General features: G+C 54.5%; 32 protein-coding genes. 31 read left to right on the forward strand and 1 reads right to left on the reverse strand.

The genetic code is table 11. The features are described from left to right. Nucleotides 1-107 precede the first annotated feature (107 nt). The 31 genes from ypeB to aroH all read left to right on the forward strand — a co-directional run bounded on the left by ypeB (nucleotide 108) and on the right by aroH (nucleotide 26,433). On the forward strand, nucleotides 108-1,475 hold the full coding sequence (gene ypeB / locus MJ257_RS05890; protein WP_240268362.1) for a germination protein YpeB: 1,368 nt from the start codon (nucleotides 108-110) through the stop codon (nucleotides 1,473-1,475). Nucleotides 1,476-1,624: 149 nt separating this feature from the next. Then, on the forward strand, nucleotides 1,625-2,278 hold the full coding sequence (locus MJ257_RS05895; protein ID WP_240268363.1) for a flagellar brake protein: 654 nt from the start codon (nucleotides 1,625-1,627) through the stop codon (nucleotides 2,276-2,278). Nucleotides 2,279-2,378: 100 nt separating this feature from the next. After that, nucleotides 2,379-2,588, forward strand: a complete 210-nt coding sequence (locus MJ257_RS05900; protein ID WP_240268364.1) for a hypothetical protein — start codon at nucleotides 2,379-2,381, stop codon at nucleotides 2,586-2,588. 114 nt (nucleotides 2,589-2,702) lie between these two features. Further along, a complete protein-coding gene (cmk, locus tag MJ257_RS05905) occupies nucleotides 2,703-3,401 on the forward strand; it encodes a (d)CMP kinase (RefSeq protein WP_178022695.1) in 699 nt (232 codons plus the stop codon). Nucleotides 3,402-3,407: 6 nt separating this feature from the next. Beyond that, nucleotides 3,408-3,989, forward strand: coding sequence for a lysophospholipid acyltransferase family protein (locus MJ257_RS05910; protein ID WP_178022694.1), 582 nt, complete (start codon nucleotides 3,408-3,410; stop codon nucleotides 3,987-3,989). A 202-nt stretch (nucleotides 3,990-4,191) separates the two neighbouring features. Next, entirely contained in the window at nucleotides 4,192-5,427 is a 1,236-nt protein-coding gene (rpsA, locus tag MJ257_RS05915; protein ID WP_178022693.1) for a 30S ribosomal protein S1, read from the forward strand. Nucleotides 5,428-5,616: 189 nt separating this feature from the next. Next, nucleotides 5,617-6,939, forward strand: coding sequence for a ribosome biogenesis GTPase Der (der, locus tag MJ257_RS05920; RefSeq protein ID WP_178022692.1), 1,323 nt, complete (start codon nucleotides 5,617-5,619; stop codon nucleotides 6,937-6,939). Nucleotides 6,940-6,950: 11 nt separating this feature from the next. Beyond that, nucleotides 6,951-7,562, forward strand: a complete 612-nt coding sequence (gene plsY / locus MJ257_RS05925) for a glycerol-3-phosphate 1-O-acyltransferase PlsY (protein WP_178022691.1) — start codon at nucleotides 6,951-6,953, stop codon at nucleotides 7,560-7,562. Continuing rightward, on the forward strand, nucleotides 7,555-8,595 hold the full coding sequence (locus MJ257_RS05930) for an NAD(P)H-dependent glycerol-3-phosphate dehydrogenase (RefSeq protein WP_178022690.1): 1,041 nt from the start codon (nucleotides 7,555-7,557) through the stop codon (nucleotides 8,593-8,595). Before plsY ends, MJ257_RS05930 begins: the two co-directional genes overlap by 8 nt. 451 nt (nucleotides 8,596-9,046) lie before the next feature. Beyond that, a complete protein-coding gene (locus MJ257_RS05935; protein ID WP_178022689.1) occupies nucleotides 9,047-9,319 on the forward strand; it encodes a stage VI sporulation protein F in 273 nt (90 codons plus the stop codon). A 164-nt stretch (nucleotides 9,320-9,483) separates the two neighbouring features. Beyond that, nucleotides 9,484-9,663 carry a DUF2768 family protein gene (locus MJ257_RS05940; RefSeq protein ID WP_178022688.1) on the forward strand — a complete coding sequence of 60 codons (180 nt, stop codon included), beginning with the start codon at nucleotides 9,484-9,486 and terminating at the stop codon, nucleotides 9,661-9,663. A gap of 43 nt (nucleotides 9,664-9,706) precedes the next feature. Next, on the forward strand, nucleotides 9,707-10,345 hold the full coding sequence (locus MJ257_RS05945; protein WP_178022687.1) for a nucleotidyltransferase family protein: 639 nt from the start codon (nucleotides 9,707-9,709) through the stop codon (nucleotides 10,343-10,345). A gap of 10 nt (nucleotides 10,346-10,355) precedes the next feature. After that, the gene (locus tag MJ257_RS05950; protein ID WP_240268365.1) at nucleotides 10,356-10,706 is read left to right on the forward strand and encodes a 2Fe-2S iron-sulfur cluster-binding protein; all 351 of its coding nucleotides are present in this window, start codon (nucleotides 10,356-10,358) and stop codon (nucleotides 10,704-10,706) included. Nucleotides 10,707-10,736: 30 nt separating this feature from the next. Beyond that, a complete protein-coding gene (locus tag MJ257_RS05955; protein WP_240268366.1) occupies nucleotides 10,737-11,492 on the forward strand; it encodes a YphF family lipoprotein in 756 nt (251 codons plus the stop codon). Between the two features lie 423 nt (nucleotides 11,493-11,915). Then, nucleotides 11,916-13,394 (forward strand): stage IV sporulation protein A, encoded by a 1,479-nt coding sequence (gene spoIVA / locus MJ257_RS05960; RefSeq protein ID WP_178022896.1) that lies wholly within the window; start codon nucleotides 11,916-11,918, stop codon nucleotides 13,392-13,394. A gap of 354 nt (nucleotides 13,395-13,748) precedes the next feature. Further along, on the forward strand, nucleotides 13,749-14,021 hold the full coding sequence (gene hbs / locus MJ257_RS05965) for a non-specific DNA-binding protein Hbs (protein WP_178022684.1): 273 nt from the start codon (nucleotides 13,749-13,751) through the stop codon (nucleotides 14,019-14,021). Between the two features lie 121 nt (nucleotides 14,022-14,142). After that, the gene (gene mtrB, locus MJ257_RS05970) at nucleotides 14,143-14,394 is read left to right on the forward strand and encodes a trp RNA-binding attenuation protein MtrB (RefSeq protein ID WP_178022683.1); all 252 of its coding nucleotides are present in this window, start codon (nucleotides 14,143-14,145) and stop codon (nucleotides 14,392-14,394) included. A 113-nt stretch (nucleotides 14,395-14,507) separates the two neighbouring features. Continuing rightward, complete coding sequence (locus MJ257_RS05975; protein WP_240268367.1) at nucleotides 14,508-15,047, forward strand: hypothetical protein; 540 nt, start codon at nucleotides 14,508-14,510, stop codon at nucleotides 15,045-15,047. Between the two features lie 149 nt (nucleotides 15,048-15,196). Then, a complete protein-coding gene (locus MJ257_RS05980) occupies nucleotides 15,197-16,045 on the forward strand; it encodes a heptaprenyl diphosphate synthase component 1 (protein WP_240268368.1) in 849 nt (282 codons plus the stop codon). 12 nt (nucleotides 16,046-16,057) lie between these two features. After that, the gene (locus MJ257_RS05985; RefSeq protein ID WP_240268369.1) at nucleotides 16,058-16,786 is read left to right on the forward strand and encodes a demethylmenaquinone methyltransferase; all 729 of its coding nucleotides are present in this window, start codon (nucleotides 16,058-16,060) and stop codon (nucleotides 16,784-16,786) included. Beyond that, a complete protein-coding gene (locus MJ257_RS05990; protein WP_240268370.1) occupies nucleotides 16,779-17,651 on the forward strand; it encodes a UbiA-like polyprenyltransferase in 873 nt (290 codons plus the stop codon). The genes MJ257_RS05985 and MJ257_RS05990 overlap by 8 nt, the downstream gene beginning before the upstream one ends. Further along, nucleotides 17,651-18,268, forward strand: a complete 618-nt coding sequence (locus MJ257_RS05995) for a UbiX family flavin prenyltransferase (protein ID WP_240268371.1) — start codon at nucleotides 17,651-17,653, stop codon at nucleotides 18,266-18,268. Before MJ257_RS05990 ends, MJ257_RS05995 begins: the two co-directional genes overlap by 1 nt. Further along, nucleotides 18,249-19,115 (forward strand): menaquinone biosynthetic enzyme MqnA/MqnD family protein, encoded by an 867-nt coding sequence (locus MJ257_RS06000; RefSeq protein ID WP_240268372.1) that lies wholly within the window; start codon nucleotides 18,249-18,251, stop codon nucleotides 19,113-19,115. Before MJ257_RS05995 ends, MJ257_RS06000 begins: the two co-directional genes overlap by 20 nt. Continuing rightward, the gene (locus MJ257_RS06005) at nucleotides 19,112-20,086 is read left to right on the forward strand and encodes a polyprenyl synthetase family protein (RefSeq protein ID WP_240268373.1); all 975 of its coding nucleotides are present in this window, start codon (nucleotides 19,112-19,114) and stop codon (nucleotides 20,084-20,086) included. Before MJ257_RS06000 ends, MJ257_RS06005 begins: the two co-directional genes overlap by 4 nt. 116 nt (nucleotides 20,087-20,202) lie before the next feature. Next, nucleotides 20,203-20,646, forward strand: coding sequence for a nucleoside-diphosphate kinase (gene ndk, locus MJ257_RS06010; RefSeq protein ID WP_240268374.1), 444 nt, complete (start codon nucleotides 20,203-20,205; stop codon nucleotides 20,644-20,646). Continuing rightward, nucleotides 20,637-21,470: a CheR family methyltransferase gene (locus MJ257_RS06015; protein WP_240268375.1), complete on the forward strand. Its 834-nt coding sequence runs from the start codon at nucleotides 20,637-20,639 to the stop codon at nucleotides 21,468-21,470. The genes ndk and MJ257_RS06015 overlap by 10 nt, the downstream gene beginning before the upstream one ends. A 234-nt stretch (nucleotides 21,471-21,704) precedes the next feature. Beyond that, the gene (locus tag MJ257_RS06020) at nucleotides 21,705-21,878 is read left to right on the forward strand and encodes a hypothetical protein (protein ID WP_240268376.1); all 174 of its coding nucleotides are present in this window, start codon (nucleotides 21,705-21,707) and stop codon (nucleotides 21,876-21,878) included. 347 nt (nucleotides 21,879-22,225) lie between these two features. Beyond that, on the forward strand, nucleotides 22,226-23,563 hold the full coding sequence (locus tag MJ257_RS06025; protein ID WP_240268377.1) for a hemolysin family protein: 1,338 nt from the start codon (nucleotides 22,226-22,228) through the stop codon (nucleotides 23,561-23,563). Between the two features lie 230 nt (nucleotides 23,564-23,793). Next, nucleotides 23,794-24,963, forward strand: a complete 1,170-nt coding sequence (aroC, locus tag MJ257_RS06030) for a chorismate synthase (protein WP_240268378.1) — start codon at nucleotides 23,794-23,796, stop codon at nucleotides 24,961-24,963. Further along, nucleotides 24,963-26,066, forward strand: coding sequence for a 3-dehydroquinate synthase (gene aroB / locus MJ257_RS06035; RefSeq protein WP_240268379.1), 1,104 nt, complete (start codon nucleotides 24,963-24,965; stop codon nucleotides 26,064-26,066). The genes aroC and aroB overlap by 1 nt, the downstream gene beginning before the upstream one ends. Continuing rightward, nucleotides 26,059-26,433, forward strand: a complete 375-nt coding sequence (gene aroH, locus MJ257_RS06040; protein ID WP_240268380.1) for a chorismate mutase — start codon at nucleotides 26,059-26,061, stop codon at nucleotides 26,431-26,433. Before aroB ends, aroH begins: the two co-directional genes overlap by 8 nt. Nucleotides 26,434-26,557: 124 nt before the next feature. Here the strand turns inward: aroH and MJ257_RS06045 are convergent, their stop codons facing one another. Then, nucleotides 26,558-26,713: a hypothetical protein gene (locus MJ257_RS06045; RefSeq protein WP_240268381.1), complete on the reverse strand. Its 156-nt coding sequence runs from the start codon at nucleotides 26,711-26,713 to the stop codon at nucleotides 26,558-26,560. Nucleotides 26,714-26,722: the final 9 nt, after the last annotated feature.

The following is a 26,722-nucleotide window of genomic DNA, read 5'->3' on the forward strand; positions in this document are numbered from 1 at the left end:
GTGATCGAAAGCCGTTTTTTGAACTACCTTATTCATATGCATAAAGTTCTTTCCTTCTTGTCACACTAATCCCAACCTAGTTGAAGAAGGGAGAGAGCATAAGCCCAATGTACAAACGACTGAGTGCGATCCTGTTTCCGGTGACCGCTGTGCTGTTGATCGGAGCCCTGGTTTGGGGGTATCAAGAGAACCAGGAGAAGAACTCGATTCTGATTAAGGCGGAAAACCAATATCAGCGGGCTTTTCACGATTTGTCCTACCACGTGGACAAGCTGCATACGGAACTGGGCAACACCCTGGCTGTAAATTCGGCCTCCACCGGCGCGCAGCGTAAAGGACTGGTTAACGTTTGGCGTATCACCAGCGAGGCGCAAAACGAAATCAACCAACTCCCCTTAACCTTGCTCCCGTTTAATAAAACGGAAGAGTTCCTTTCGCGCATCGCCAAGTTTTCGTACCAAACCGCCATTCGCGATTTGACCCAACAACCGCTGAGCGATAATGAAAAGAAAAACCTGAAGGAGCTGTATAAAAGCTCGGCGCAAATCTCCCAAGACCTGCAAGGGGTGCAGAACAAGGTTATCGCCAACCGGTTGCGCTGGATGGACGTCGAAACGGCGCTGGCCAGCGAAAAAGAACCGCGCGACAATACGATCATCGACGGCTTCAAAACGGTAGATAAAAAGGTTGGGGAATATCCGGAACTGGATTGGGGACCGTCCATCTCCAGCATGTATAATAAACGTTCAGTGAAGAAGCTGGGCGGAAGCCCGATCACCGTCGAGGAAATCAAACGCAAAACGGCGGACTTTACGGGCGTCCAGAACGCAGCCGCGATCCAGGTCGTGGAGAACGGGAAAGGAACGGAATGGGCCTCGTATACCGCCAACCTGAAGATCGACAAAGGCGGCGAGTCCTGGTCGCTTGATTTTACCCGGAACGGAGGACACTTGATCTCCTATGTCTACCACCGCCAAATCGGCCCGAAAGCGGTAGACTCCAGTACGGCGAGAGAACGGGCCAGCGAGTTTCTGGAAAACAAAGGGTATCCCGGTCTGACGGCCGTTTCGTACGACGAGTACGATAATGAAGGGAACTTTACGTTCGTCAGCAAGCAAGGCGACGTCCTGATTTATCCGGAGAAAATCACGATCCGTGTCGCGCTGGACAACGGGCAAGTTACCGGGATGCAGGCCAGCGACTATGTTTATGAACGCGAAAGCCGCGAGAAGATCGGAAAGCCGAAACTGACGTTGCAGCAGGCACGCAAATTTTTGAATCCAGAATACAAAGAGAAGTACCATCGCTTGGCGCTCATTGAAAACGAGCAGTCGGAGAAGGTGCTGACCTACGAATTTGGCGGTTCGATCAACGGATCGCAATACAAAATCTACATTAACGCCAATAACGGCAATGAAGAGATTATCGAAGAGATTCGAAACCGCAACAATAAAGGAGGAGCCACGTCATCTTAACGCGGTGCGAGGCAAGATCAAAGGAATGTTCCGGTCGTCCGGAAGATTCCTTTTTGGCTTATCCGTAATAATTTAAGGTCCAGCTTGCGCCTCTCCGTGCTATAATCAGAAGGTAGCAATACTACCATGGTATAGGACGGTGGGGAAACTTGTTTCCTAAAGTGAACGATCTCGTATACATTCAAGTCGCTTCGGCGGACAAGCCAAACGAAGAGAAGAAATGTAAGTCACGGATCGCGGACGTAGAGGAAGAATCGTTTTTGATCGAGGTGCCGATCGAGGGCGGGAGCGGCCGCATCAAGAAATTGTACATCGGGGACGAGTTATCCGTTTATTTCTTGACGGAATCCGGAGTGAAAAACTACTTTAATACATACGTGTTGGGCTTCGCCGATGACGTCGTTCAATTGGTGCGCATTCGCAAGCCCGAGCCCGAAACGATCACGAAAATCCAACGGCGCAATTTCTTGAGGGTGGTTGCCGAATTGGAAATTGCCGTACTCATGAAGGACGGCGTCCGCTTCGTCGCTCATACGGAAGATGTTGGCGGCGGCGGGGTATCCTTTAGCTGCAGCAGCGAATTCAAGCTCGCTCAGGGGGATCAACTATTTTGTTGGCTGTTAATTCCCTTCAAGAACGGTTCGATCGACCATGCCCCTTTCGAAGCTGAAGTTGTTCGTACGAAGAAGCTGGAGACGGGACGGAACGTAGTGATGCTCAAATTCGTCAGCATTTCGGACCTGGAACGGCAGAAACTGATCCGGTATTGCTTCGAACGGCAGTTCGATTTCAAAAATCGTTGATTTCCCTCGACGTAGGCGTATTCCCGGATTCCCGAAATGGATAAGCTAGACATTGACGCCATGATTTCATGCGCGTTGACCAAACTAGGGAGGGAATAACGTGAAACGACCCCGGGATGATGAAATCTATACTGAGTTGTTTTTATCGTTCTCGGAAAAGGCGGAAACATGGCTGAAACGGGGACTGCTGGTGTTATTCGCGGCGTTATGCCTGTTTCAGATGATGCTGCGGATTCCGGAGCTGCGATATTTTCTCGCCTCGGCGGAAAAATACGAAGGGGTGCCGATTCACAGGGAGCAGGGGAAATAACGGGGAACGCAAGAGCGATTCTTTTGCATCCCTTTGCTATCTGTGGTATAATTTTCACGTCGCAGGCAATGCCTGCTTTTTTCTTGAGGATTTGTTTTGAGGAGGAATGCCCCTTTGGCAAGCGAGACGTCTACAACCCATGATAAAATCAACATCGCGATCGACGGGCCTGCGGGGGCAGGGAAAAGTACGATAGCTCGAATGGTCGCCGGCAGACTGCATTATGTTTATGTCGATACCGGTGCGATGTACCGGGCGGCAACCTGGTATTTTCTGCAGCGGGGCGTCGGACCGGACGAAGTGGACAAAGTGCTTCGTTACTTGCCTGAACTGGATATCGAATTGTTGCCCGGCGAACAAGGACAACAGGTTCGGGTAAACGGTCAGGACGTAACGGAGGAAATTCGCTCGTTGGCCGTCAATGCCCAGGTGTCCCGATATGCGCAAATCGAGGGGCTGCGCGAACGGCTTGTCTCTTTGCAGCGGCAAATGGCTTTGCGCAAAGGCGTCGTCATGGACGGACGCGATATCGGCACGTGCGTATTACCTGATGCAGAAGTGAAAGTGTTTATGACCGCGAGCGTCGAGGAACGGGCACGCCGTCGGTACAAGGAAATGAAGGAGCAGAACGAAATTTCGTTTGATGAGCTCGTGCGTTCGATTGAGGAGCGGGATCGGCTGGACCGGGAGCGGGAGGTTTCCCCGTTGCGCCAGGCAGACGATGCCCAGCTGTTGGATACGACGCAAATGTCCTTGGACGAGGTGGCCGACCATATCGTATCTTTGTGCAAAACCTATGGAAGTGAGAGTTGAGCCTGAATGATCTATCGTTTTTGTCGAAGCGTACTTCGGATCCTCTACAAGCTGTTTTTTCGACTTGAAGCAAGCGGCTTGGAACATATCCCGAGTGAGGGCGGAGTGCTCTTATGCTCCAACCACTTAACTTTGTTTGATCCACCAACCATCGGCATCATGCTGAAACGTAAGGTGCATTTTATGGCCAAACAGGAATTGTTTCAAATCTTCGGTTTCGGTTGGCTGATCAGACAACTGGGCGCTTTTCCCGTTAAGCGGGGGGGCGTGAGCAAAGAGTCGATCAAAACCGCGTTGACCTTGCTCCGTAACGGCCATGTGATGGGAATCTTTCCGGAAGGCCGACGGGTGAAAGGGGCCGAGGATAGCATGATCGGCAAGAAAGGGGCGGCGACTTTCGCGCTCCGCAGTGAAGCTACGGTGATTCCGGTCGCGATTATTGGCACTTATAAAATGTTCAAAAAAATGCGCGTTGTTTACGGACCGCCGGTGGATCTGACGGAATTCAAGGAGAATGGCGGGCCCGACGCGGCCGAGCGGGCTACGGAGAAAATTATGGCCAGCATCGCCGAGCTCAAAAAACGTTAATTTCTTCATGTCTTTGCCCGGTTGGGATGCATGAAGGCTGAAGACATTAGGGAAGCTATACCTTAAAGGCAAGTTTTGAACTTCGCTACAAGTGGGAGTTCGAAAAGTCAGGTTTTCTGCCTCGTGATCCAAGGATGACTTTTTGAACAACCTTTAGGGCGGGTTTAAATAAATGGGTTTTTGAATTGAGGAGGTTATTGACATGTCGGAAGAAACAAAAAATGTTCAAGAAGCTGCGGAAGTCGCAAGCCAGGATGAGATGGAGCAAATCGTCTCTTTGAAAAAAGGGGACACCGTCAAAGGAACGATCGTCAAAATCGAAGATAACCAAGCTTACGTAAGCATTGGATATAAATACGACGGCGTTATTCCTATCCGCGAGCTGTCCTCCGTGCACCTGGACAACGCAGCAGACGCTGTTGCGGTTGGTCAGGAGGTAGAAACGAAAGTGGTCAGCATCGACGACGAGAAGGAACGCCTGGTGCTTTCCAAACGCGCGATCGACAGCGAGAACGCTTGGGAAGAGCTGGAGAAGAAGTTCCAAAACGGCGAAACGTTTGAAGTTACGGTAGCTGACGTCGTTAAAGGCGGCATTGTAGCTGACGTAGGCGTACGCGGCTTCATTCCGGCATCGATGGTAGAACGTCACTTCGTCGAGGATTTCAGCGACTATAAAGGCCGCACGTTGCGCGTGAAAGTCAAAGAACTTGACCGCGAGAACAACAAAGTGATCCTTTCCCAAAAGGACGTGCTTGACGAAGAGTTTGAAGCCAACAAGCTGAAAGTCATGGGCGACTTGAAAGAAGGTCAAGTGCTGGAAGGTACAGTACAACGCTTGACTCAATTCGGCGCATTTGTTGACGTAGGCGGCGTGGACGGATTGGTACACGTATCCGAAATCGCATGGAACCATGTCGACAAACCGGCTGACGTCCTGTCCGAAGGCGACAAAGTGAAAGTTAAGGTTCTCAAAGTCGATCCGGAAAAAGGCAAAATCAGTCTCTCGATCAAAGCGGCACAACCAGGTCCTTGGGATACCGCGGCCGAGCAATTCCATACCGGCGACATCGTCAGCGGCGAAGTGAGACGTCTGGTGAACTTCGGCGCCTTCGTGGAAATCGCACCGGGAGTAGAAGGACTTGTCCATATCTCTCAAATTTCGCATAAACATATCGGTACTCCGCATGAAGTGCTGAAGGAAGGCCAAACGGTTCAGGTGAAGGTGTTGGACGTGAACCCGAGCGAAAAACGGGTAAGCCTCAGCATCAAAGAGACGGAGGAAGCTCCAGCTCCCGCACCGAAGAGCGAAAGACCTTCCAAAGGCAGCAGCGTGAGAAAAGAAGATTTGGGCGACAACCCTAACGTATCGCTGAGCAACCAAGGCCTGAGCATCACGCTGGGCGAACGCTTCGGCGACAAACTCAGCAAACTGAAATAATCAGGTTGATGTGGCTTGAACATCGGCGGACCCTGAAGAATCGGGTTCGCCGTTTTTGTTGTTGCCCGGTTAGCCAAGCAAACGTTTTTTTGCTATGATGATTAACGTGTATCCGCAAATAAACGAGTAAACCCTATATAGAAGAAATGAAATTGCAGTGTGAAAAAATACGAATTAGGAGGGATGTCTATGGCAAGACCCGTTGTGGCCATTGTCGGGAGGCCGAACGTGGGGAAATCCACGATATTTAACAGGATTATTGGAGACCGTCTGGCAATCGTAGAAGACAAGCCGGGGATCACGCGCGACCGGATATACGGCGCCTCAGAATGGAACGGGAAACCGTTCAGCATCATCGATACCGGGGGGATTGAGCTCGACGATGAGGAGCCGATTTTGAAATCGATCCGGATGCAGGCCGAGCTGGCGATCGAGGAGGCCGACGTGATCGTGTTTATGTGTGACGCCAAGGCCGGAGTGACCTCGTCGGACGAGGAGGTCGCCAATTTGCTGTACCGGTCGGGCAAGCCGGTCATTGTTGCCGTGAATAAGGTGGATAACATCGGCCGAGTCGACAATATTTATGAGTTTTACAATCTGGGCTTTGGGGATCCCATTGGGGTTTCGGGAAGCCATGGCACCGGTATCGGCGATTTGCTCGACGCGATTGCCGACAATCTGCCGGAGCTGGCGGATGACGACTATGACGAGGACGTGATCCGCGTCGCTCTGATCGGGCGGCCAAACGTCGGCAAATCCTCGCTCGTGAATGCGATTCTCGGGGAAGAGCGGGTCATCGTCAGCGATATCGCAGGGACCACCCGCGATGCGATCGATACGCCTTTTGAGAAGGATGGCCAGCGGTATGTCTTAATTGATACGGCTGGTATGCGTAAACGCGGGAAGGTCTACGAAACGACGGAGAAATACAGCGCCATGCGCGCGATGAAGGCGATCGAGCGGGCGGACGTTGTGCTGGTGCTGATCAACGGCGAAGAAGGGATCATCGAGCAGGATAAACATATCGCCGGATATGCCTACGAAGCGGGTAAAGCTTCCATTTTCGTCGTCAACAAATGGGACGTGGTTGAGAAAGACGATAAAACCATGCATCAATTCGAGCAAAAAATCCGCGACCACTTCCTGTTCATGACCTATGCGCCGATCGTCTTCCTGTCGGCCAAAACCAAGCAGCGTTTGCATAAACTGCTGCCGGTGGTTCAACATGTGGCGGACCAGCATGCCAAACGCGTGCAGACCCATCTGTTAAACGATGTCGTATCCGATGCGATCGCCATCAATCCTCCGCCAACGGATAAAGGACGGCGTCTGCGGATCAATTACGTGACGCAAGTCGCGGTCAAGCCGCCGACGATTGTGGTGTTCGTCAACGATCCAGAGCTGATGCATTTCTCCTATGAACGGTATTTGGAGAATAAAATTCGCGCGGCATTCGATTTTGAAGGAACGCCAATCCGGCTGTTTACGCGGCGTAAGTCTGACGAAGGTTAGGGGAGAATAAGGTGATTTTACCCATAATTGCTGTAATCGTTTGTTATTTGCTTGGTTCTGTCAGCTTCAGTGTCGTCCTGGCGAAGGCGCTTAAGGGAATCGACATTCGCCAGCACGGCAGCGGAAACGCGGGAGCAACCAACACGCTACGCGTACTGGGGAAAGGCCCGGCGATTCTCGTTCTGGCGCTTGACGTGCTAAAGGGCATCGCCGCGGTCTGGATCGGCCGCTGGCTGGGTGACGGCGTAGAATGGACCGCGGCGCTGTGCGGCATCGCAGCCATCATTGGCCACAACTGGCCGCTGTATTTCCGTTTTCGCGGCGGAAAAGGGATCGCCACCACGATTGGCGTGATGGCCACCCTGTTTTTCTTCCCTGCGTTGTACGCAGGGATTATCGCGATATTATCGATCGTGATTACCCGGTACGTCTCGCTTGGTTCGCTTATCTTCGTTTTTTTGACGCCGATTTTCCTGGCGGTCTCCGGCGAATTCGGCCCTTATTTCTGGACGAGTCTCATCATCTGCGTGTTCGCTTTCTGGAGACATCGCACGAATATCGTGAAAATCGTGCACGGCAAAGAAAATAAGCTGGGATCCAAAGGAGGAGATCGCGTTGTCTAATAAAGCCGCCGTGCTGGTGGCGGGCAGTTGGGGAACGGCTCTTGCCAGCGTGCTCGCCGACAAAGACATGGAAGTTGCCTTGTGGACGCGTAACGAAACGCAAAAGGAAGAAATCAATACGAAGCACCGGAATGAGCGGTTTTTGCCCGGAGTCGACCTATCGCCGCGGCTTGCCGCAACCACGGATTTGGAAGCCGCCGTTCGCGGCGCCAAAGCGGTCGTGATGGTCGCGCCGTCCTCGGCCGTACGCGAGGTGGCTCGGGCCTTAAAGCCATTCTGGCATGAGGATATGCTGGTAGTGCATGCCACCAAGGGCTTCGAGATCGAAAGCATGAAGCGGATGTCTTCGGTTATCGCCGAGGAGCTCGGCTGCGAGGAAGGGCGGATTGTCGTATTGTCCGGTCCGAGCCATGCGGAAGAAGTGGTTAAACGTTGTCCAACCACGGTAGTGGTCGCTTCGCAGATCGCGGCCCAGGCCGAGTTGGCGCAGGACCTGTTCATGAACCCGTATTTCCGCGTTTACACGAATCGCGATATGGTTGGGGTAGAACTTGCCGGGGCGCTGAAGAACATCATTGCGCTGGGCGCAGGGATGTCCGACGGCTTGGGATACGGCGATAACGCCAAGGCGGCGCTGCTTACCCGCGGGCTGGCGGAAATCACGCGGGTCGGCGTTGAAATGGGGGCCAACCCGCTGACGTTCGCCGGCTTGGCCGGGATCGGCGACCTTGTCGTGACCGCGACCAGCCGGCACAGCCGCAACTGGCGGGCCGGGTTTATGCTCGGCGAAGGCAAGCCGCTGGAGACCGTTTTAACCCAAATGGGCATGGTGGTGGAAGGCATCCGCACAACGAAAGCGGCGCATGCCATCTCCGAGAAATATCAGGTGCAAATGCCGATTGCGGCGCAGCTTTACCACGTCCTGTTCGAGGGTCTGGATCCGCGCACCGCCGTAGAAGCCCTAATGGGACGCGACCGGAAAACGGAGATGGAAGTGATGTCCCTAGAAACCTGGGAGCAATGGCACACTTGAGAGGAAGTTCAAAAGACGGCTTTTGATCACGATGTGGTCCGAAGAAGGTGATTCAGCGTCGAATCTTGAATTCAGCCGGGCCATCCGTTGCTCACGTACCCAAAACGTACGCTCCGCTACTCTGTCCCTAGCTTCATCCAACCTTCTTGGTGCTGAAAAGCCGACTTTTTGAACCTTTAATATAATGAAAGTTCAAAAGACGGCTTTTGATCACGATGTAGTCCGAAGAAGGTGATTCAGCGTCGAATCTTGAATTCAGCCGGGCCATCCGTTGCTCACGTACCCAAAACGTACGCTCCGCTACTCTGTCCCTAGCTTCATCCAACCTTCTTGGTGCTGAAAAGCCGAGTTTTTGAACTTCCGCTATAGAGCCCGTTTTGGTGGGTTGAGAGCACCTTTGTTTGTGCCTCCTCATACATTGGTTGAAGAGGACAGCGGAGGAGGCGATAGCGTGAGCAAAATATCCAAAGAGGCCCTGAATGCCATCAATAAAAAGGCGGGCAAAACCATTTCGGAAGGTTCGGTCAAAAAGCTGGCCAGCACCGTAAAGCCGTCAACGATGCAAAATGAAGCCGAATTGCGGAAGCTGATCAAGCAAGTATCGGCGATGGCGAAAGTCCCCGTATCGGAAAACACGATTCAGGAGATCGTGAACGCCGTGAAAAAGAGCGGCATGAATCCCTCCAATATGGAAGCCCTGATGAAATTAATGATCAAAAAATAATCGATCGGTTTCCTTGTTGCCCCTAAGCTCTGCGGCCATTTGCCGCGGGGCTTTGTTTAGTTTCCGGCCATCTTCGCAAATCCCGAAGGGCGCGTAGCCTGAAAAGCCGCATAATGCTATAATATGGATCATATTAAAGCAAAAAAAGAGTAGGAGATTCGGACATGGATGCAATGACGAAAATGTGGCTATCGATCGCGGCCGTGTTGATCATGGGGATTTCCGTCTTTTTGATCACGTTTGCACGGACGAAAACCAAAGGGATTGTCAGGGGAGTTTTATCGCTGCTCGCCTTTTTTATCATGCTGGCGGGTTTCCTGACCGGACTTGTGTCGATTACTTGAGAGGAACCTCCACACCACGGAATCCAAGAGAAGAGGAAGAAGAATGCAACAACAAGAAAGCAAAGCTTATACCGAATTGACGGAGGCTTTATGCAAGCTTGCCGCTCACTGCGAAGAAGTGGAAGGCGCCTGGCTGCTGGGCGGAAGCTGCGGCTTGTGGCTGCAAGGGGTCACGCTTGCGGCGGCGCCGCGCGATATCGATGTCTACGCCGATCTTGCGACCGCAGGCCGATTGCACGAGCGTCTTCAGCCGTTTGCAACGGACCAGCCGCGCCATGACCGGAGCGGCTTATACAGCTCTCAGTTAAGCCACTACCGCATGGGGGCGTCGACGGTCGAGCTGGTAGGCGGCTTTGAAGTCCGGACCGCCGGGGCGCTATACCGAACCGAGGTGGACTCGCTGCTGGCGCCGGCGGCGCAGCGCGTGACGCTTCGGGACATCGCTTTTCCGGTGATGCCGCTTGCCCATGAATTGGTTTTTAACCTCCTGCGGGAGCGTCCGGACCGCTATCTGCCGATTGCAGCCATGATCCGCAAGGAACCGGATCGGCATCTGCCGCTGTTGGACGAACTGCTGAAACGGAATGGGTGGTCGGCGGATTTGGTCGGACGCATGGCCGAGTTGTTGGACCGCCCGCTACTCTCCCGGCCGTGGCGCGAATACCGCGGCGGGGAAGCTTAAGGAGCGCGTCGTGGAGGGGCGTATCACGTTTTTGCCGTCAGGGAAAACCGTCCAGGTCCGGCCTGGTACCACGGTATTAAGGGCTTCCCGCGAGGCGAGGATCCATATTGCGACCCGCTGCGGCGGAAATGCCGGCTGCTTGATGTGCAAGGTTCAGGTCGATCCGAAACAAGCGGCGTCATTATCCCCGCCCAGCGAGGCGGAGCGTCGGAAGCTGGGCCCTTTGCTGGAGCAGGGGGTTCGATTGGCATGCCAGGCCAGTATTCGCGGTGTGGTGGCCGTGAAGTTACCCGAGGACCCGCTCAAGGCGGCGATTCGCAAGCAGCTGGAACGGCAGCGGGAAGAAGAGGAACTATGGTGAGTACGAAGGGGACAAAGTGAGGATTTCAACATGGTGAAGTTATCTTTTTTGAAACAGGCCTCTGCAAGATCGGCGGCGTTGATCGTCTTAGTGATACTAACGACCTCCCTGCTGACAGGGTGTTTGTACCGCGGGGACAGGCAGCAAGGCGGCCCGGTTTCCTATATCGAGAGCGTGGACCGGATTCAGCGTGCCATCGACCGCTTTCAGGAGGACAAAGGGATCCTGCCGATCATGACGGCCGGCGAGGAAACCCCTCGGTACGAGAAGTATCGTATCGATTTGGACCAATTGAAGCGGGAGGGCTACCTGGAAGGAATTCCGTCGGCGGCCTTCGAGCAAGGCGGGAGCGTGTATTTTCTCGTCATTGATGAGGAGACCGACCCAACGGTCAAAGTCATGGATTTAAGCACGGTACAGAAGGTAAACGACGTACAGCGGAAAGTGACGAGCTACCAATCCAACCACGGGGGAGCCCTGCCACACGAAGGTGACGGGGAGACCTATCCGGGCCTATACACCGTCAATCTCGCGCTCCTGCAGGCCGAGAGTTTAGCCCTGCCAAGCGTCTACTCCGGGGAGACGCTTCCCTATCTTATGGATGCGAAGGGCCGGGTGTATGTAGATTACGCCTTTGATATCATGCAAGCGATCGATCAGTCGGGCAAAACGCCGCAAGGCGAGGAGGACCTGCGCATCTGGTTGACGGACCGCTCGGCGTTCGTTCCGGTGAAGTCGCTGCCTTATCGTTGGAGCGGAAGTGAACCGGTGCCGGTCGCCGGGTAAAATGAAGAAGCCTTTCGGAATCTATCCGGAAGGCTTCTTTTTGCTAACGACTTGATCGCGCAGTTTTGTTCCTTCTCCGGGGGCGTCATACTTTTTCCGATAGACTCATACAAATGGGAGTATGGCGGTTAAGTGCCCGCCTTGTTCGGGTTGAATGAGCGGCCTCGCAAAAAAAACGGGCTTGGACGGTTTTAACCGTCATATTCTCGCATCTGGTACATAAGATGTTACTAGTCCAAATGCATGTACGAGTTTACGCCGCTTCGTTCAGGTTCCTTCCACAGGTTTGCGGCGGCGGACACGGGCAAGAGGGGCTGCCGCTCCTGCCGTAGCAGCGAAGCCCAAAATCATGGCGAATCACGAAGCGGATGCTCTCGGGGCATTTTTCCTTCGGCGAAATTTGAGGAGGGGATATCATTGGTATTGGAGAAAGTGGACATTTTTAAGGACATTGCCGAACGAACCGGAGGCGACATCTATCTGGGAGTCGTCGGTGCGGTCCGTACCGGGAAATCGACCTTTATTAAGCGTTTCATGGAAACGGTCGTTCTCCCGAACATCGCTAACGAAGCCGATCGGGTCCGCGCGGTAGATGAACTTCCGCAAAGCGCCGCCGGCAAAACCATCATGACGACCGAACCGAAGTTCGTCCCGAACAATGCGGTGCAAATCAAGGTGGCTGAAGGACTCGAGGTCAACGTAAGACTCGTGGATTGCGTCGGATACGCCGTGGAAGGCGCAAAAGGCTACGAGGACGAAAACGGGCCGCGGATGATTTCTACGCCGTGGTTTGAGGAGCCGATTCCGTTCCAGGAAGCGGCGGAAATCGGCACGCGCAAAGTTATCCAGGAGCACTCCACCTTGGGAGTCGTCGTCACGACCGACGGAACGATCGCCGATATTCCGCGTTACTCTTACGTGGAATCCGAGGAGCGGGTCGTCGCCGAGCTGAAGGAGGTCGGCAAGCCGTTTGTGCTTGTGATCAACTCGACGCGGCCAAACAGCGATGAAGCGCAGCAGCTTCGCGGCGAGCTGGCCGCGAAATACGACATTCCGGTCATTACGCTCAGCGCGGCGACGATGACGGAAGAAGACGTCACCGGCGTCCTTCGGGAAGTTCTCTATGAATTCCCGGTCCACGAGGTTAACGTCAACCTGCCTAGCTGGGTCATGGTGTTGAACGAGAACCACTGGCTGCGCAGCAATTATGAGAACTCCGTCCGCGACACGGTCAAGGATATTCGCCGCCTGCGCGATGTCGATCGGGTCGTCGGAAATTTCATGGAATACGATTTCATCGACCGGGCTGGACTCAGCGGACTGAATATGGGTCAAGGCGTAGCGGAGATCGATCTGTACGCACCGGACGATTTGTATGACCGCATCCTGATGGAAGTGGTAGGCGTGGAAATCCGCGGCAAAGACCATTTGCTGCAGCTGATGCAGGAGTTCACGCATGCGAAACGGGAATACGACCGATTCGCCGAGGCGCTTGAAATGGTCAAAACGACCGGCTACGGCATCGCCGCGCCGACGCTCGCGGAAATGGCGCTGGATGAGCCGGAGCTCATTCGCCAAGGCTCCCGCTTCGGCGTGAGACTGAAGGCGACCGCTCCTTCGATCCATATGATCCGCGTCGACGTCGAGTCGGAATTCGCTCCGATCATCGGGACCGAAAAACAAAGCGAAGAGCTGGTCCGTTATCTGATGCAGGATTTCGAGAACGATCCGATCAAGATTTGGGAATCCGATATCTTCGGCCGTTCCTTGCACTCCATCGTGCGCGAAGGCATTCAAGGCAAGATCGCCATGATGCCGGACAACGCCCGCTACAAGCTGCAGGAGACGCTGGGACGGATCATCAACGAAGGCTCCGGCGGCCTCATCGCCATCATATTGTAGACCTTCTCGGTGCTGAAAAGCCGACTTTTTAACCCTTATTAACTGCAATTCCTCCTCAATGACCGCGCGCATGCTGAACCTAGCTGCGTGCGGTTGTTTTGTTGTTTGCGGGGCGGATTCTCCAATTTTGTAGTGCGAAATGAGGAAAAATCGCCGAGAAGCCTTGAAATAGCTTGAAATTCTGCATGGGCTGTATTACTATAAATTTGTTCCGCGCCCCCCGAATGCGCGATCTCATCACGTTTTTGGGGAATTTGTACGGATTGAATTGCAAAAATCACGTATATTCTGCGGTAAAACGGAAACACAAATAGCAAGTGGTATTATTTTCCGTGGTGGGGAGGTGAATCACACATGAACAAATCCGATTTGATTTCTCAAGTAGCAGAAAGCACTGAGCTGTCCAAGAAAGACGCGACTAAAGCGGTTGATGCCGTTTTTGATGCGATTTCCGCAGCGCTGCAAAACGGAGACAAAGTTCAACTGGTCGGCTTCGGCAACTTTGAAGTTCGCGAACGTTCCGCCCGCAAAGGCCGCAACCCGCAAACCGGAGAGGAAATCGAAATCCCTGCGAGCAAAATTCCTGCTTTCAAACCAGGCAAAGCGCTCAAAGACGGAATTAAATAAAGATTTCTACATATCTTTCCGTGCAAAAGACCGTGGGCTTCTCGTTCACGGCTTTTTCTTTTCACGGGAAGTGTAAATGGAGAGCAGTCTGGCAAATAGACGAAGGGGGAGGCGCGCGATCATGGATAACCAGCACAACGGCGGAAACGAACAAGCGGCTACGGGCGGGGACTATTTCGTGGTTAAAGCCAAGGAGCAAGGGGTTACGGTCATCGGGCTGACCCGGGGGAAGGATACGCGGTTTCATCACACCGAAAAACTGGACAAAGGCGAGGTACTCATCGCGCAGTTTACCGATCATACCTCGGCGGTTAAGGTTCGCGGGAAAGCACTCGTATACACGAAGCATGGGATGATCGACACGGAAGAATGATTTTCGAATCTGCAGGCATAGCCTGCTTTTTTTCTATGTAGAATGGGGTATAAGAATCTCTTGGACAGGTGGGAATTACCGCTGTCCGAGTGTACCTGAAGGGGGAGTGCCCCATGAAACGAAAATTAGCCGTTCGTGCCATTCTGCTTACGTTTGGCTGTGCTCTGGCCATGGCAGGCGCAGCTTGGCTCGGCGAACATCCCGCCCAGCCGCGGCAGGCAGCCACCGTGTTTGCCGGGCCAACCCCGGCCGAGCTGACCGACGATAATCTCGTGGATGCCTTGGACCCGCTGCAGCTTCCGATGCCCATCGCCAAAGTCGAACTGAACCGGGACATCTTGTCCGTTGACCTGAAGGTCGAAGGCGATCAGGTCGGTGCCGATGACGTGTACCGGGGAATGTCCGAAATGATCTCCTTTGCGTTCGAGCACACGAGCAACATCGACCAGCTGCTGCTACGCTTGATGGCGGAAGACCGTTGGCTCGGCACCAAATACCTGCTCCTGGCTGCCGATGTCCGGCGCACCGAATTTTCGGCCGAGGAGCTGGATGTGCTGCGGCATGCCGGCAGCGGCGAGCTGCCGGAGGCGCTGCGGGTGCGCATGCGGTTGACGGAAACTCGTTTATGGAAGTCGCGTTTTCTGCAGGAATAGCCGGATCGTTCGACCGAGGAGCCGAATTCGCGTCTTGCCTCTGTGCGCAGTGAAATAACATATGCTATAATAGACAAGATTGTGACATCTTTATTACTGAAAGATCAGCGGCTCGGAGGCAAAGGATGAAACCTTATCGCATAACAGAATTGGCAAATAAATATGTCAGTTATGACATGATTACCGCATACACGGCGCTTCCGGAGTTTCCGGTGCCCCGTGTTCGTTTGCTTTATACGTTTTTAATCGAGCGGGAGGGCCGGTCGGCGGAGTCGGCCGAAACATGCGCGCTGGCAGCATTCCTCGTGCAGCTCGGCATGGATACCCATGATCGCATTGATCTGGCATCCGGATTAGGCGAAGCCACGCGAGCGATGCGTTCGCGTCAGCTTAAGGTTCTGGCCGGCGACTATTTCAGCAGCGTCTTTTATCATCTGCTCGCCGGAGCCGGGGAAACCGGCATGGTTCCGCTGATGAGCTCGGCGATCTGCGAGGTGAACCGCCTGAAAGTCCAGCTGTACAGCAAATTAAAGCGGGTGGTATTGCCTGCGGAGGAGTATCTGAAAGAATGCGTCCATGTCAAAATGGGGCTTTTTCTTTCTTTTACGGAGCTGTTGGACAAGTCGGTACAAAATCTGTGGCAGAAGCTGCTGTCCGAGTTAAGCCGCTGCGAAGTCATGCTGGATGAAATCCAGTCTTCCTCTGATCTGCCGCAGGATCGCAAGGGATTTGCCTATTTGCGCATCATGGAAACCGGATCCTCCGAGGATAAGGATACGCTCTCCGCACGGAAAGTCGCCGAGCGCGACTGGACGCTGATGCTTGTGAAATACAATATCAAGGAACAGCTGTTATCCATGCTGCACCAATCGGTGGACCATGTTCAATCGCTGCTGCATGAATGCAAGAAAGAAACGGTGCGTACGGAGCTCAAATCCATCCTTGAGCCGTTTATCGCCGTGTTGTCGCCGGCACGCCGTTCCGTGCAAGAAGGGTAGGGAGATAAGCAGATGAGTCAATCGTCTTCATCCGAGACAAAAGAACAGTTCGTTCACTCCGTATTCGAAAGCATCGCTCCGAAATACGACATGATGAACGATCTGCTCAGCTTCAGACGTCACAAAGCGTGGCGGAAATTCACGATGGCCAAAATGAACATGTCCCCCGGGGATACGGCGCTAGATTTGTGCTGCGGCACCTGCGACTGGACGATCAGCATGGCCGAAGCCAGCGGGGGGCCGATCATCGGCCTAGATTTTAGCGAGCAGATGCTGGAATACGGGCGCCGCAAAGTGAAAGACCGTCAGCTGGATTCGCGGATTAACCTGGTTCAGGGGAACGCGATGGAACTCCCGTTTGAAGATAACCGATTCGATTACGCCACGATTGGCTTCGGCCTGCGCAACGTCCCCGATTTACGCCAGGTGCTGAAGGAAATGCAACGCGTCGTGAAACCCGGGGGCATGGTCGTTTGCCTGGAATTGTCCAAGCCGACCTGGCAGCCGTTCAAAGGACTTTATTATTTCTACTTTCAACAGGTACTTCCGATGCTGGGCAAGCTGGTGGCGAAACGGTACGAGCAGTATAAATGGCTGCCGGATTCCCTCGTCCAATTTCCCGGCCGCGCGGAGCTGGCGGAGATCTTCCGGGAGACGGGACTTGCCCGGGTCGAAGCGTATCCTTTAACCGGCGGAATCGCCGCTTTGCACATCGGAACGAAGGAGACGCAACATGATTAAGAAAATCGTGATTTTCCTGCAAATGATCAAATTCGAACATACGGTATTCGCCTTGCCGTTCGCGTTCATGGGTGCGCTGCTTGGTTCCGAAGCGATCAACCATGAGTTGCCCTCCTGGGAACAGATCGGCTGGGTACTGCTGGCGATGTTTGGCGCGCGCAGCGCGGCCATGGGGCTGAACCGTCTGATCGACCGGGTCAGCGACGCCAAGAATCCTCGTACCGCAAACCGGGCGATCCCGGCAGGCCTCCTGAAAATCGGCGAAGTGGTGCTGTTCGTAATCGCCTCTTTTGTGCTGCTGTTCTGGGCTGCCGCGGAGCTGCATCCGCTGGCGCTCAAGTTATTGCCGATCGCTGTCATCATGCTGGTCTTGTATTCGTATACCAAACGATTCACTTGGCTTTGCCACGTCGTGCTTGGCTTGACGATCGCTTTAGCCCCGCTTGGCGGATGGGCGGCAGTTACCGGCCAGGTGGATTGGACGGCGATGGTGTTCTTCGCCACGATTACGTTTTGGATTGCCGGCTTCGACATTATCTATGCCTGCCAGGACGTGGAATTCGATACGAAAGAAGGGCTCTACTCCATCCCCGTACGGTTTGGCGTCGCCAAATCGCTTAAGATCGCCCAAGCGTTTCATATCATCACCGCGCTTGGCTTCATCGGTTTGCTGCTGATGACCGATTTGGGCGGGTGGTACATCGCGGGCATGGTTATCGCTTACCTCATCTTGTTTTACGAACATCATATCGTATCGCCGGGCGATCTCAGCCGGCTGCAAACCGCTTTCTTTACCATGAACGGCGTGCTTAGCATCGTGGTTTTTTCCTTTACCTTGATTGATTTGGTGGTGCGTCATTACTAATGGATAAAGCGAAAACGATCGTCGTCGGCATCACGGGAGCCAGCGGTTCGATTTACGGAGTGAAGCTGGTTGAAACGCTGTTAGGGATGAACTTCCTCGTGCATCTCGTCGTATCGAATGCGGGGTGGCGGGTGATCAAGGAGGAGCTCGGCTGGAACACGAGCGACCGGGATGCAGCGCTGCAGGAACATTTCGGCACGCTGCCCGGGAAGCTGGTGTATCATCCGATCGCCGATATCGGCGCCTCGATCGCCAGCGGCTCATTTATCACGCATGGCATGATCGTGATGCCCTGCTCCATGGGAACCTTGTCTTCGATCGCGAACGGAACATCGGACAACCTGATGGCCCGGGCGGCCGACGTTATGCTGAAGGAGGGCCGGCCGCTCGTGCTGGTCCCGCGCGAAACGCCGCTGCATGCGATCCATCTGGAGAACATGCTGAAGTTGGCAAGACTTGGCGTGCGCATCATTCCGGCCATGCCGGCGTTTTATTTCGGGCCGCAGACGATCGACGATCTGGTCGCCTTCTTGGTCGGCAAAGTGCTCGATAGCCTGGGGATTGAGCATGCGTTATTCAGAAGATGGGGGGATCAAGATGAACAACCGGGAGAATGAAGACATCCTCATCGGCAAAATCAGATATAGCAACGTTTGGCCCGTATTTCATTATTTCGACGTTACGCGCCTGCTGCAAGCAAGCCAACTGGTCACCGAGGTGCCTTCGAAGCTGAACCGCCGTATGCTCGGCGGCACGCTCGATATTTCCCCGGTGTCTTCTTTTGCTTACGGGTACGGATCGGATCGCTTCCTGCTGCTGCCGGATCTATCGGTCAGCTCCGATGGGCCGGTTAATTCGATCCTGCTGTTCTCTCGCAAGCCGCCGGAGCAAATCGCGAACGGGCGGATCGCGCTGACAAATACGTCGGCTACATCGGTGAACCTGCTGAAGATCATCATGGAGAAAGCCTATGGCGGCAAGCCGCATTACTGGGACAGCGAGCCTGACTTGGACGCGATGATGGCCGAAAGCGACGGCGCGTTGCTGATCGGCGATCATGCGATCGAGGCTTCCTGGCGGGACCATGGTTTTATCGTTACCGATTTGGGGGAAGTCTGGAAGTCATGGACCGGTTATGGCATGACGTTTGCGGTTTGGGCCGTACAGAAGACGTTTGCTGAAGCGAAAGGCGACTATTTGGCCGAAGTGACGGAAGCCTTTGCCGAGAGCAAACGCAAGAGCCTAAGCGACGTCTCCCCGCTTGTAGCCAAAGCTTGCGCGGAGATCGGCGGCACGGCGGACTATTGGCGGCATTATTTCAATAACCTGCGTTACGACTTCGGCGAATCGCGCCGCAAGGGCCTCGGCTTGTATTTTGAATATGCCTACGAAATGGGCTTATTGGACCATCGGGTAGAACTGGAGATTTGGAGTCACAATTCGTTGACACGGGTGAAAGAATGAAACTACTGGACATTTTCGGTGCACTCAAAAAAGACATGGATTTTATCGAACGGCAGCTGTACCGGAGCATCGACGGCGATGACGAGCTGCTTAGCGAGACGTCCCTGCACCTCCTGAAGGCGGGCGGCAAACGTCTTCGGCCGATCTTCGTCCTGCTCGGCGGAAAGTTCGGAAATTACGATCTGCAGAAGCTGCAGTATATCGCTGTGCCGCTGGAGCTGATTCACTCGGCTTCGCTTGTCCACGACGACGTGATCGACGATGCCGACACGCGGAGGGGCAAGGCGACGGTGAAGTCGAAATGGGACAACCGGATCGCCATGTATACCGGCGACTACATTTACGCCAAGGCGCTGATGCAGGTATCCGAGCTCGGGAATCCATACATACACCGCATCTTGGCCAAGGCCATGGTACAGATGTCGATCGGCGAAATGGAGCAGATTCGGGATTTTTTCAACACGGAGCAAAGCGTGCGCAACTATTTGCTGCGCATTCGCCGCAAGACCGCGCTGCTCATCGCGATCAGCTGTCAGCTGGGAGCCATGGCCGCAGACGCCCCGGATAAAGTGAATGCGCTGCTGTACCGGTACGGCTACAACGTCGGTATGGCCTTTCAGATCCGCGACGACCTGCTCGATTTGTTCGGTACCGAGAAGACGATCGGCAAACCGCCGGGCAGCGATATGCGCCAAGGCAACATCACGCTCCCGGTCCTCTTCGCCCTGCAGGAGCCGGAGCTAAGGGAGCCGCTGCTTCGGGAAATTCGCGGCATCCAGGCCGGCGACGGGAGCGGGGATGTATCCCGGGCCATCGAAATGATCCGGACCAGTCCAGGGATCGGCAAAGCCGAGGCGCTGGCAGACCGGTTTATCGCGAAGGCGCTCGAGGCACTGAAGCAGCTGCCGGCGACGGGAGCGCGCTCCCACTTGGAGGACATTGCGGAGTTCGTCAATAAACGCTCCTATTAAAATCTTGACGCTTTACCTGTTTCGCAAGTTTCTGGTAAAATGCAGGTGAAACCGCCTTCTTGGAGGGCCGGATTTTTGTATCGCTAACGATGCTGTTTAATTTCGGGAGGGGAACCATGGAAAGAACGTTTTTAATGGTTAAGCCGGACGGCGTGCAACGCGGGCTGGTCGGCAGAATCATCAGCCGGTTCGAGGACAAAGGCTTTCAACTGATCGCAGGCAAGCTGGTTCAGGTGACGGAAGCCCAGGCGAAGAAGCATTACGCGGAGCACGAGGGCAAGCCTTTTTTCGATGAGCTCGTCGGCTTCATTACTTCCGGGCCGGTGTTTGCCATGGTATGGGAAGGGGACGATGTCATCGCCTTGTCGCGCATGGTCATCGGCAAAACGAAAGTCACAGAGGCGCTTCCCGGCACGATTCGGGGCGACTTTGCCGCCCATACGCCGTTTAATCTGATTCATGGTTCCGACGGAGCGGAAAGCGCGGAGCGGGAAATCGCCAATTTCTTTGCGCCGCAAGAGCTTGTGCCGTACACAAGAAGCGTGAGCCCATGGATCTGAACCGGATATTCCCCGACATTCCTCGGGCAGACAACGCAGAGACGGCACCGGATCCGGATTACTTCGGCTTTATCCAAAGCATCAAGAAAAGCACGGGCATCGATTTGGCCCAATACAAGGAAGCGCAAATGAAGCGGCGTCTGACGACGCTGCGCAACAAGAACGGCTTTGCGACGTTTGCGGATTTTTACACGGCGATGATGAGCAACAAGCCGTTGTTTTATGAATTTTTGGACAAGATGACGATCAACGTGTCCGAGTTCTGGCGTAACCCCAACCGTTGGGAAGTGTTGCGGGATTCGGTGTTGCCGGAGCTGGCGGCCGGACGGCCGAAGCTGAAGGTATGGAGTGCGGCCTGCTCGACGGGCGAGGAGCCTTATACGCTGACGATGATCCTTGCGGATCTGGGGCTGCTGCCGAACACCTACCTGCTGGCAACGGACATTGACGACGGTGCGCTGGGCAAAGCCCAGGAGGGGTTGTATCTGGAGCGTTCGCTGAAGGATGTGCCGAAAGCGGTGGCCGACCGTTATTTTTCGCCGGAAGGCCACATGTACCGGTTTGATCCGAAGCTGAAGAAGGCGGTCACGTTCAAGAAGCAAAACCTGCTGCTGGATACGTTCGAAGAGGGTTTCGACCTGATCGTTTGCCGCAACGTCATGATTTATTTTACCGAAGAAGCGAAGCAAGGGCTTTATCATAAGTTTTCGCGTGCTCTGCGTCCTGGCGGCGTCCTGTTCGTTGGCAGTACGGAGCAGATTTTCTCTCCGGGCCAATACGACCTGGAGGCGGCGGAGACATTCTTTTATCGCAAGAAAGGGTAAGAGGGAAGTCACCGCTTCGGCTTGAAGGAGAAGACTGGTTTGTAGGAGCGGACCGACGACCTTATATATACGAAAAATCGTCCAAATCGACCCGATGAGGGGTTGGTTTGGACTTTTTTATAAGAAAAATCTTGCGAAATCAATTATTTGATCTGCTTCGTGGTCAAAAGCCGGCGGTATATTCTTGACGGTTCTTTCCTATACTTGGACCATACAGTCAATGGAGGTCAGGTCATGGACAAGCGAAAAGTGATCGAAGCTTACCGGCGGGGATTCTTGACGCCGCAGGAATGCGCGCAGGTACTGGGGATCGAAGGTTCGCATTTGAAAAGGATGCTGGAGGATTATCCGACGGACCCGCGGCGTGACGCTTCCCTGGAAAATCAATCGGCTTCGGGACTGAGATAGGCCGAAGGGAGGCCAAACCGAATAAGGAGTCGGCAGCGTCGGAGATCGCCAGGCTAGGCGGAAGCGGCGCTTTTTTGCGTTGGCGCGTTTGAGGCGTTCTTGACAGCCGCAGGGGGGCTTTCTATAATATTTATAAATTCAGGTCAGGAGAGGTTTCATCCATGAGCGATTCGGACGACCCGGAGAGTAGCAACACGGTACAACCAAAGAATAACCGATTCGGTATCGGCGGAGTTCAGGCATAACCTGCGTCAATTTTTTGTTGACGGCGGGTTATGCCTTTTTGCGTATATCCGCAGGGTGACAACCTCAAACTAAACCGGGGAAATTTTTGGAGGTGGAATGGATTGTTGGAACTGTTGGTCATTTTGATCTTAATTTTGATTAATGCTTTTTTTGCCGCATCGGAAATCGCCTTGATCTCCCTGAATGATAACAAAATCAAAGCGATGGCTGGGCAAGGCCACCGGAAAGCGAAGGTGATCGTCGGTTTGCTCGGCGAGCCCAGCAAGTTTCTGGCTACGATTCAGATCGGCATCACGCTGGCGGGCTTTTTTGCCAGTGCCTTTGCCGGGGAGAGCTTTGCCGGCGACCTGGCGGCTTATTTGATCCGCTTGGGGCTGCCGATTCCCGAAAACGTACTAAGTACGATTTCGCTCATCGTCATTACGCTGCTGCTCTCCTATTTCCAGTTGGTCCTGGGCGAACTGGTGCCGAAACGGGTGGCGATGAAAAAAGCCGAAGCCATGGCGATGTTCGCCGCCACGACGTTATCCGTGTTGTCGAAAGCAACCGCACCGTTCGTGAAGCTGTTGACTACGTCCACCAACTTGCTCGTGCGGCTGTTCGGCATCGACCCGAACGCCAACGATGAGGAGGTCTCCGAGGAGGAAATCCGCATGATGCTGGATACCGGAGAGGAGATGGGAACGATCCAGCCCAGCGAACGGCTGATGATCAACAATATTTTTGATTTCGACAACCTGACGGTGTCCGATATCATGACGCACCGGATCGACGTCGTGGCGATTCCCGTGGATGCCGACCAGCAGACGGTGGCCGAAATTGCCGACAAGGAGCAATACACCCGGTTCCCGGTGTACGAGGAAACGGTCGATAATCTGATCGGGATTTTGCACAGCAAGGATTTGATCCGCTTTTTGCGAACCGGGGAGAAGGAGAACTGGAATTTGCAGGAGCTGGTGACGCCGCCGTATTTTATCCCGATCTCCAAAAAAACCAACGAGCTGTTCGAGGAAATGCAGCAAAACCGCATCCATATGGCGATTGTCGTGGACGAATACGGCGGCACCGCCGGTATCGTGACGATGGAAGATCTGCTTGAGGAAATCGTCGGCAACATTTATGACGAGCATGACGAAGAGGAACGCGAATACGAGCTGGTTGGCGAAGGCAGCTACCTGTTCAGCGGCACGATGTCCCTCGACGACGCCCAGGACATCCTGGATATCAACCTGCCCATCGAGCACTACGATACGCTGAGCGGGTTTATGATCGGACAGCTCAGACGTATCCCGACCATCCACGAAAAGCCGGAATTCGAATACGGCGGTTATGTGTTCGCCGTGCGCGAAGTCGGGCAGCATCGAATTCGAAAGCTGGCGGCGACCAAGGTGACCGAACCGGAGGGGGCGTTCCCGACCCAAGCGGTTCCGGCGGAATAAACGGCAGGAAAAGCGGCCACCGGATTTTGGCAAGCCTCGAAAGGAGGTTGAGCGAAAATCCGGTCCGGGCAGGCCGCGTGCCCTTCACCGCAAGGCGAATCGGGGCGTGCGCGAGAAACAAAAGCGAATCACCACGTGACAGAATGCAGCAATCAATATTATAATGAGCAAAGATATCATCGGGTTTTAGCTCTTTACAGTTTAACAGTTTAAAGGGGGAACGCAACATCATGAGTTTGCGATACTTAACAGCCGGGGAGACGCATGGACCCCAGTTGACTGCGATTATTGAAGGTTTGCCCAGCCATTTGCAACTGGATTTCGAAGCGCTGAACTTCGAACTGGCCCGCCGTCAAAAAGGGTACGGCCGCGGACGCCGGATGCAAATCGAGAAGGATACGGCGCAGATCGTCGGCGGCGTCCGCCACGGGTATACGACAGGGGCGCCGGTCGCGTTGGTCGTGGAGAACAACGACTGGAAACACTGGCAGAAAATCATGAATATCGAACCGATCGAAGGAACGGATGAGGAGAAGCGCAGAGTCCATCGTCCTCGCCCGGGCCACGCCGATTTGAACGGCGGTTTGAAGTATGATCATAAAGACCTTCGCAACGTGCTGGAGCGTTCGAGCGCGCGCGAAACCGCCGTTCGCGTGGCCGTCGGCGCGGTGGCCAAGCAGCTCCTGGAGCGCTTCGGGATCCGCATCGCCGGGCATGTCATTCGCATCGGCGAGATCGAAGCGCCGCCCCATAACCTGCCGCTAGATGAGCTGGCACGGGTAACGGAAGCTTCCTCGGTCCGGGTTGTCGATCCCGAGACGGAGAAGAAGATGGAAGCCTACATCGACAAAATCAAGGAAGAAGGCGACTCCATCGGCGGAATCGTCGAATGCATCGTCGAAGGCGTGCCGGTCGGACTAGGCAGCCATGTGCAATATGACCGCAAGCTGGACGGACGCATCGCGCAAGCGGTGATGTCGATCAACGCGTTCAAAGGCGTGGAGATCGGCATCGGTTTTGAAGCCGGGACGTTGCCGGGATCCAAGGTGCATGACGAAATCCTATACAGCGAGGAGCGCGGTTATTACCGGGCCACCAACCGGCTTGGCGGATTCGAGGGCGGGATGACCAACGGCATGCCGATCGTCGTTCGCGGCGTCATGAAGCCGATTCCGACGCTGTATAAGCCGCTGCAAAGCGTCGACATCGACACCCGTGAGGCGTTCGCTGCCCAAGTGGAGCGTTCTGACGCTTGCGCCGTACCGGCAGCTAGCGTCGTGCTTGAGCACGTGGTGGCCTGGGAGGTTGCCAAAGCGTTCCTGGAGAAATTCGGCGGCGATTCGATCGGCGAGATCGAGCGCAATTACCAGGGATACCTGGCTCAATTGGAGGAGTATTGATGAGAACGCTGCAGGTCGACTTGGGCGAACGTTCTTATCCGATTTATATCGGCGGCGACTTGCTGGGGAAAGCCGGAGATTTCTTCGAGCAGCATAAGCTGTCGGCAAAAAGCCCCGTCCTGATCGTCACCGACGACCATGTCGCGCCGAAGTATCTGCCGGTCGTCGAGACCTCGCTGCAGGCCAAAGGCTATCGGACGGTCAGCAAAGTGGTCAAAGCCGGCGAGAAGTCAAAATCGCTCGACGTCTACGAGGACGTCATGACCACGGCCATTGAAGGCGGCCTGGACCGCCGTTCGTCGGTGGTGGCGCTCGGCGGCGGCGTCGTCGGCGATTTGGCCGGCTTCGTAGCGGCAACGTATATGCGCGGCGTAGCGTTCGTGCAGATGCCAACGACGATCCTGGCCCACGACAGCAGTGTCGGAGGGAAGGTAGCGGTCAACCATCGGCTCGCCAAAAATATGATCGGCGCTTTTCATCAGCCGGAAATGGTGCTGTATGACGTGGATAGCCTGCAAAGCCTTCCGCCGCGCGACGTCCGGGCCGGCTTGTCCGAAATGGTCAAGCATGGCTTGATCTGGGATTCGGCATTTGCGGATTGGTGTCGCGAGCATACAGCCGACTTGTTGGCTTTGGATCCCGAAGCGCTCGGATACGGATTGACCCAGGGCTGCTCGATTAAGGCCCAGGTTGTCTCCGTGGATGAGCGGGAGAACGGTCTCCGCGCGATCCTGAACCTGGGGCATACGTTAGGCCATGCGATCGAAGCGATCGGCGGGTATGGCGAGTTTTTGCATGGGGAAGCGATCTCGATCGGGATGGCAGCTGCGGCGAAGCTGGCGGTGAACCGGGGCCGGGATCCGCAAATTTATGAGGAGACGGTCTCCTTGCTGAGCGGTTTTGGCTTGCCGACGGCAATGCCGGAACATTTGAACGAGCAGGATTTGATCGGTGCCATGATGCACGACAAGAAGTTTAAGGAACAGACGATGGTATTTATTTTGCCGGTGGCGATCGGGCAAGTGGAAATAGTCTCTGACGTGACATTGGATGAAGTTCGCCAAGTGATCGCCGAATTGAAAGAGGAGGGACAACATGTATAACCGAGGCATTCGCGGAGCAACGACGGTAGCCCGGAACGACGAACAGGATATATTGGATGCGACGGCCGCGTTGTTGAAGGAAATTGTCGCGCGCAACGAAATCGAACCCGAGGATATCTGCAGCGTTTGGATCACGGTCACGCCGGATCTGGATGCCACCTTCCCGGCCCGCGCCATCCGGGTCTTGAGCGGTTGGGATATGGTTCCGCTGATGTGCTCCACGGAGATCCCGGTTCAAGGCGCCCTGCCCCAATGCATTCGCTTGTTGATTCAAGTGAACACCACCAAAGGACAGCGGGACATGAAGCATGTGTATTTGAACGAAGCCCGCAGTCTCCGCCCGGACCTCAGCACCTCCACTTCCTGAGCGCAGAAGGCGAAACCAGGGGCGGGGATTGCATCGGCAGGTTTGGGTTGCCAAACGGGCCGCCGATAAGGTATAGTTATTTTAGATTTTAGATGAGTGCAATGAGAGCAAGTTAGAAGCGTTTTTAGCGAACGCGAATTTTTAGAGTCGAGTAGAGCCCGAGTTGAGATGAGCCGAGTTTAGCTGAGTGAATGCCTGTTTCCGGGTGCGCTTTTTGCCATTTTTCTTTTTGCAGGGAAAAGTTAGGCATGACGCATCGTTCGGGGCGGAGCTTTCCCATAAACCGCAA

Source organism: Paenibacillus timonensis, assembly GCF_022427145.1.
GTDB lineage: Bacteria > Bacillota > Bacilli > Paenibacillales > Paenibacillaceae > Fontibacillus > Fontibacillus timonensis.

Bases quoted from the DNA above. Each gene is read 5' to 3' on its own strand.
- ypeB (WP_240268362.1), top strand. From the start codon at position 108: ATGTACAAACGACTGAGTGCGATCCTGTTTCCGGTGACCGCTGTGCTG.
- MJ257_RS05910 (WP_178022694.1), top strand. From the start codon at position 3,408: ATGATCTATCGTTTTTGTCGAAGCGTACTTCGGATCCTCTACAAGCTG.
- rpsA (WP_178022693.1), top strand. From the start codon at position 4,192: ATGTCGGAAGAAACAAAAAATGTTCAAGAAGCTGCGGAAGTCGCAAGC.
- der (WP_178022692.1), top strand. From the start codon at position 5,617: ATGGCAAGACCCGTTGTGGCCATTGTCGGGAGGCCGAACGTGGGGAAA.
- MJ257_RS05940 (WP_178022688.1), top strand. From the start codon at position 9,484: ATGGATGCAATGACGAAAATGTGGCTATCGATCGCGGCCGTGTTGATC.
- MJ257_RS05945 (WP_178022687.1), top strand. From the start codon at position 9,707: ATGCAACAACAAGAAAGCAAAGCTTATACCGAATTGACGGAGGCTTTA.
- MJ257_RS05955 (WP_240268366.1), top strand. From the start codon at position 10,737: ATGGTGAAGTTATCTTTTTTGAAACAGGCCTCTGCAAGATCGGCGGCG.
- hbs (WP_178022684.1), top strand. From the start codon at position 13,749: ATGAACAAATCCGATTTGATTTCTCAAGTAGCAGAAAGCACTGAGCTG.
- mtrB (WP_178022683.1), top strand. From the start codon at position 14,143: ATGGATAACCAGCACAACGGCGGAAACGAACAAGCGGCTACGGGCGGG.
- MJ257_RS05975 (WP_240268367.1), top strand. From the start codon at position 14,508: ATGAAACGAAAATTAGCCGTTCGTGCCATTCTGCTTACGTTTGGCTGT.
- MJ257_RS05985 (WP_240268369.1), top strand. From the start codon at position 16,058: ATGAGTCAATCGTCTTCATCCGAGACAAAAGAACAGTTCGTTCACTCC.
- MJ257_RS05990 (WP_240268370.1), top strand. From the start codon at position 16,779: ATGATTAAGAAAATCGTGATTTTCCTGCAAATGATCAAATTCGAACAT.
- MJ257_RS05995 (WP_240268371.1), top strand. From the start codon at position 17,651: ATGGATAAAGCGAAAACGATCGTCGTCGGCATCACGGGAGCCAGCGGT.
- MJ257_RS06000 (WP_240268372.1), top strand. From the start codon at position 18,249: ATGAACAACCGGGAGAATGAAGACATCCTCATCGGCAAAATCAGATAT.
- MJ257_RS06005 (WP_240268373.1), top strand. From the start codon at position 19,112: ATGAAACTACTGGACATTTTCGGTGCACTCAAAAAAGACATGGATTTT.
- ndk (WP_240268374.1), top strand. From the start codon at position 20,203: ATGGAAAGAACGTTTTTAATGGTTAAGCCGGACGGCGTGCAACGCGGG.
- MJ257_RS06015 (WP_240268375.1), top strand. From the start codon at position 20,637: ATGGATCTGAACCGGATATTCCCCGACATTCCTCGGGCAGACAACGCA.
- MJ257_RS06020 (WP_240268376.1), top strand. From the start codon at position 21,705: ATGGACAAGCGAAAAGTGATCGAAGCTTACCGGCGGGGATTCTTGACG.
- aroC (WP_240268378.1), top strand. From the start codon at position 23,794: ATGAGTTTGCGATACTTAACAGCCGGGGAGACGCATGGACCCCAGTTG.
- aroB (WP_240268379.1), top strand. From the start codon at position 24,963: ATGAGAACGCTGCAGGTCGACTTGGGCGAACGTTCTTATCCGATTTAT.
- aroH (WP_240268380.1), top strand. From the start codon at position 26,059: ATGTATAACCGAGGCATTCGCGGAGCAACGACGGTAGCCCGGAACGAC.
- MJ257_RS06045 (WP_240268381.1), bottom strand. From the start codon at position 26,713: ATGGGAAAGCTCCGCCCCGAACGATGCGTCATGCCTAACTTTTCCCTG.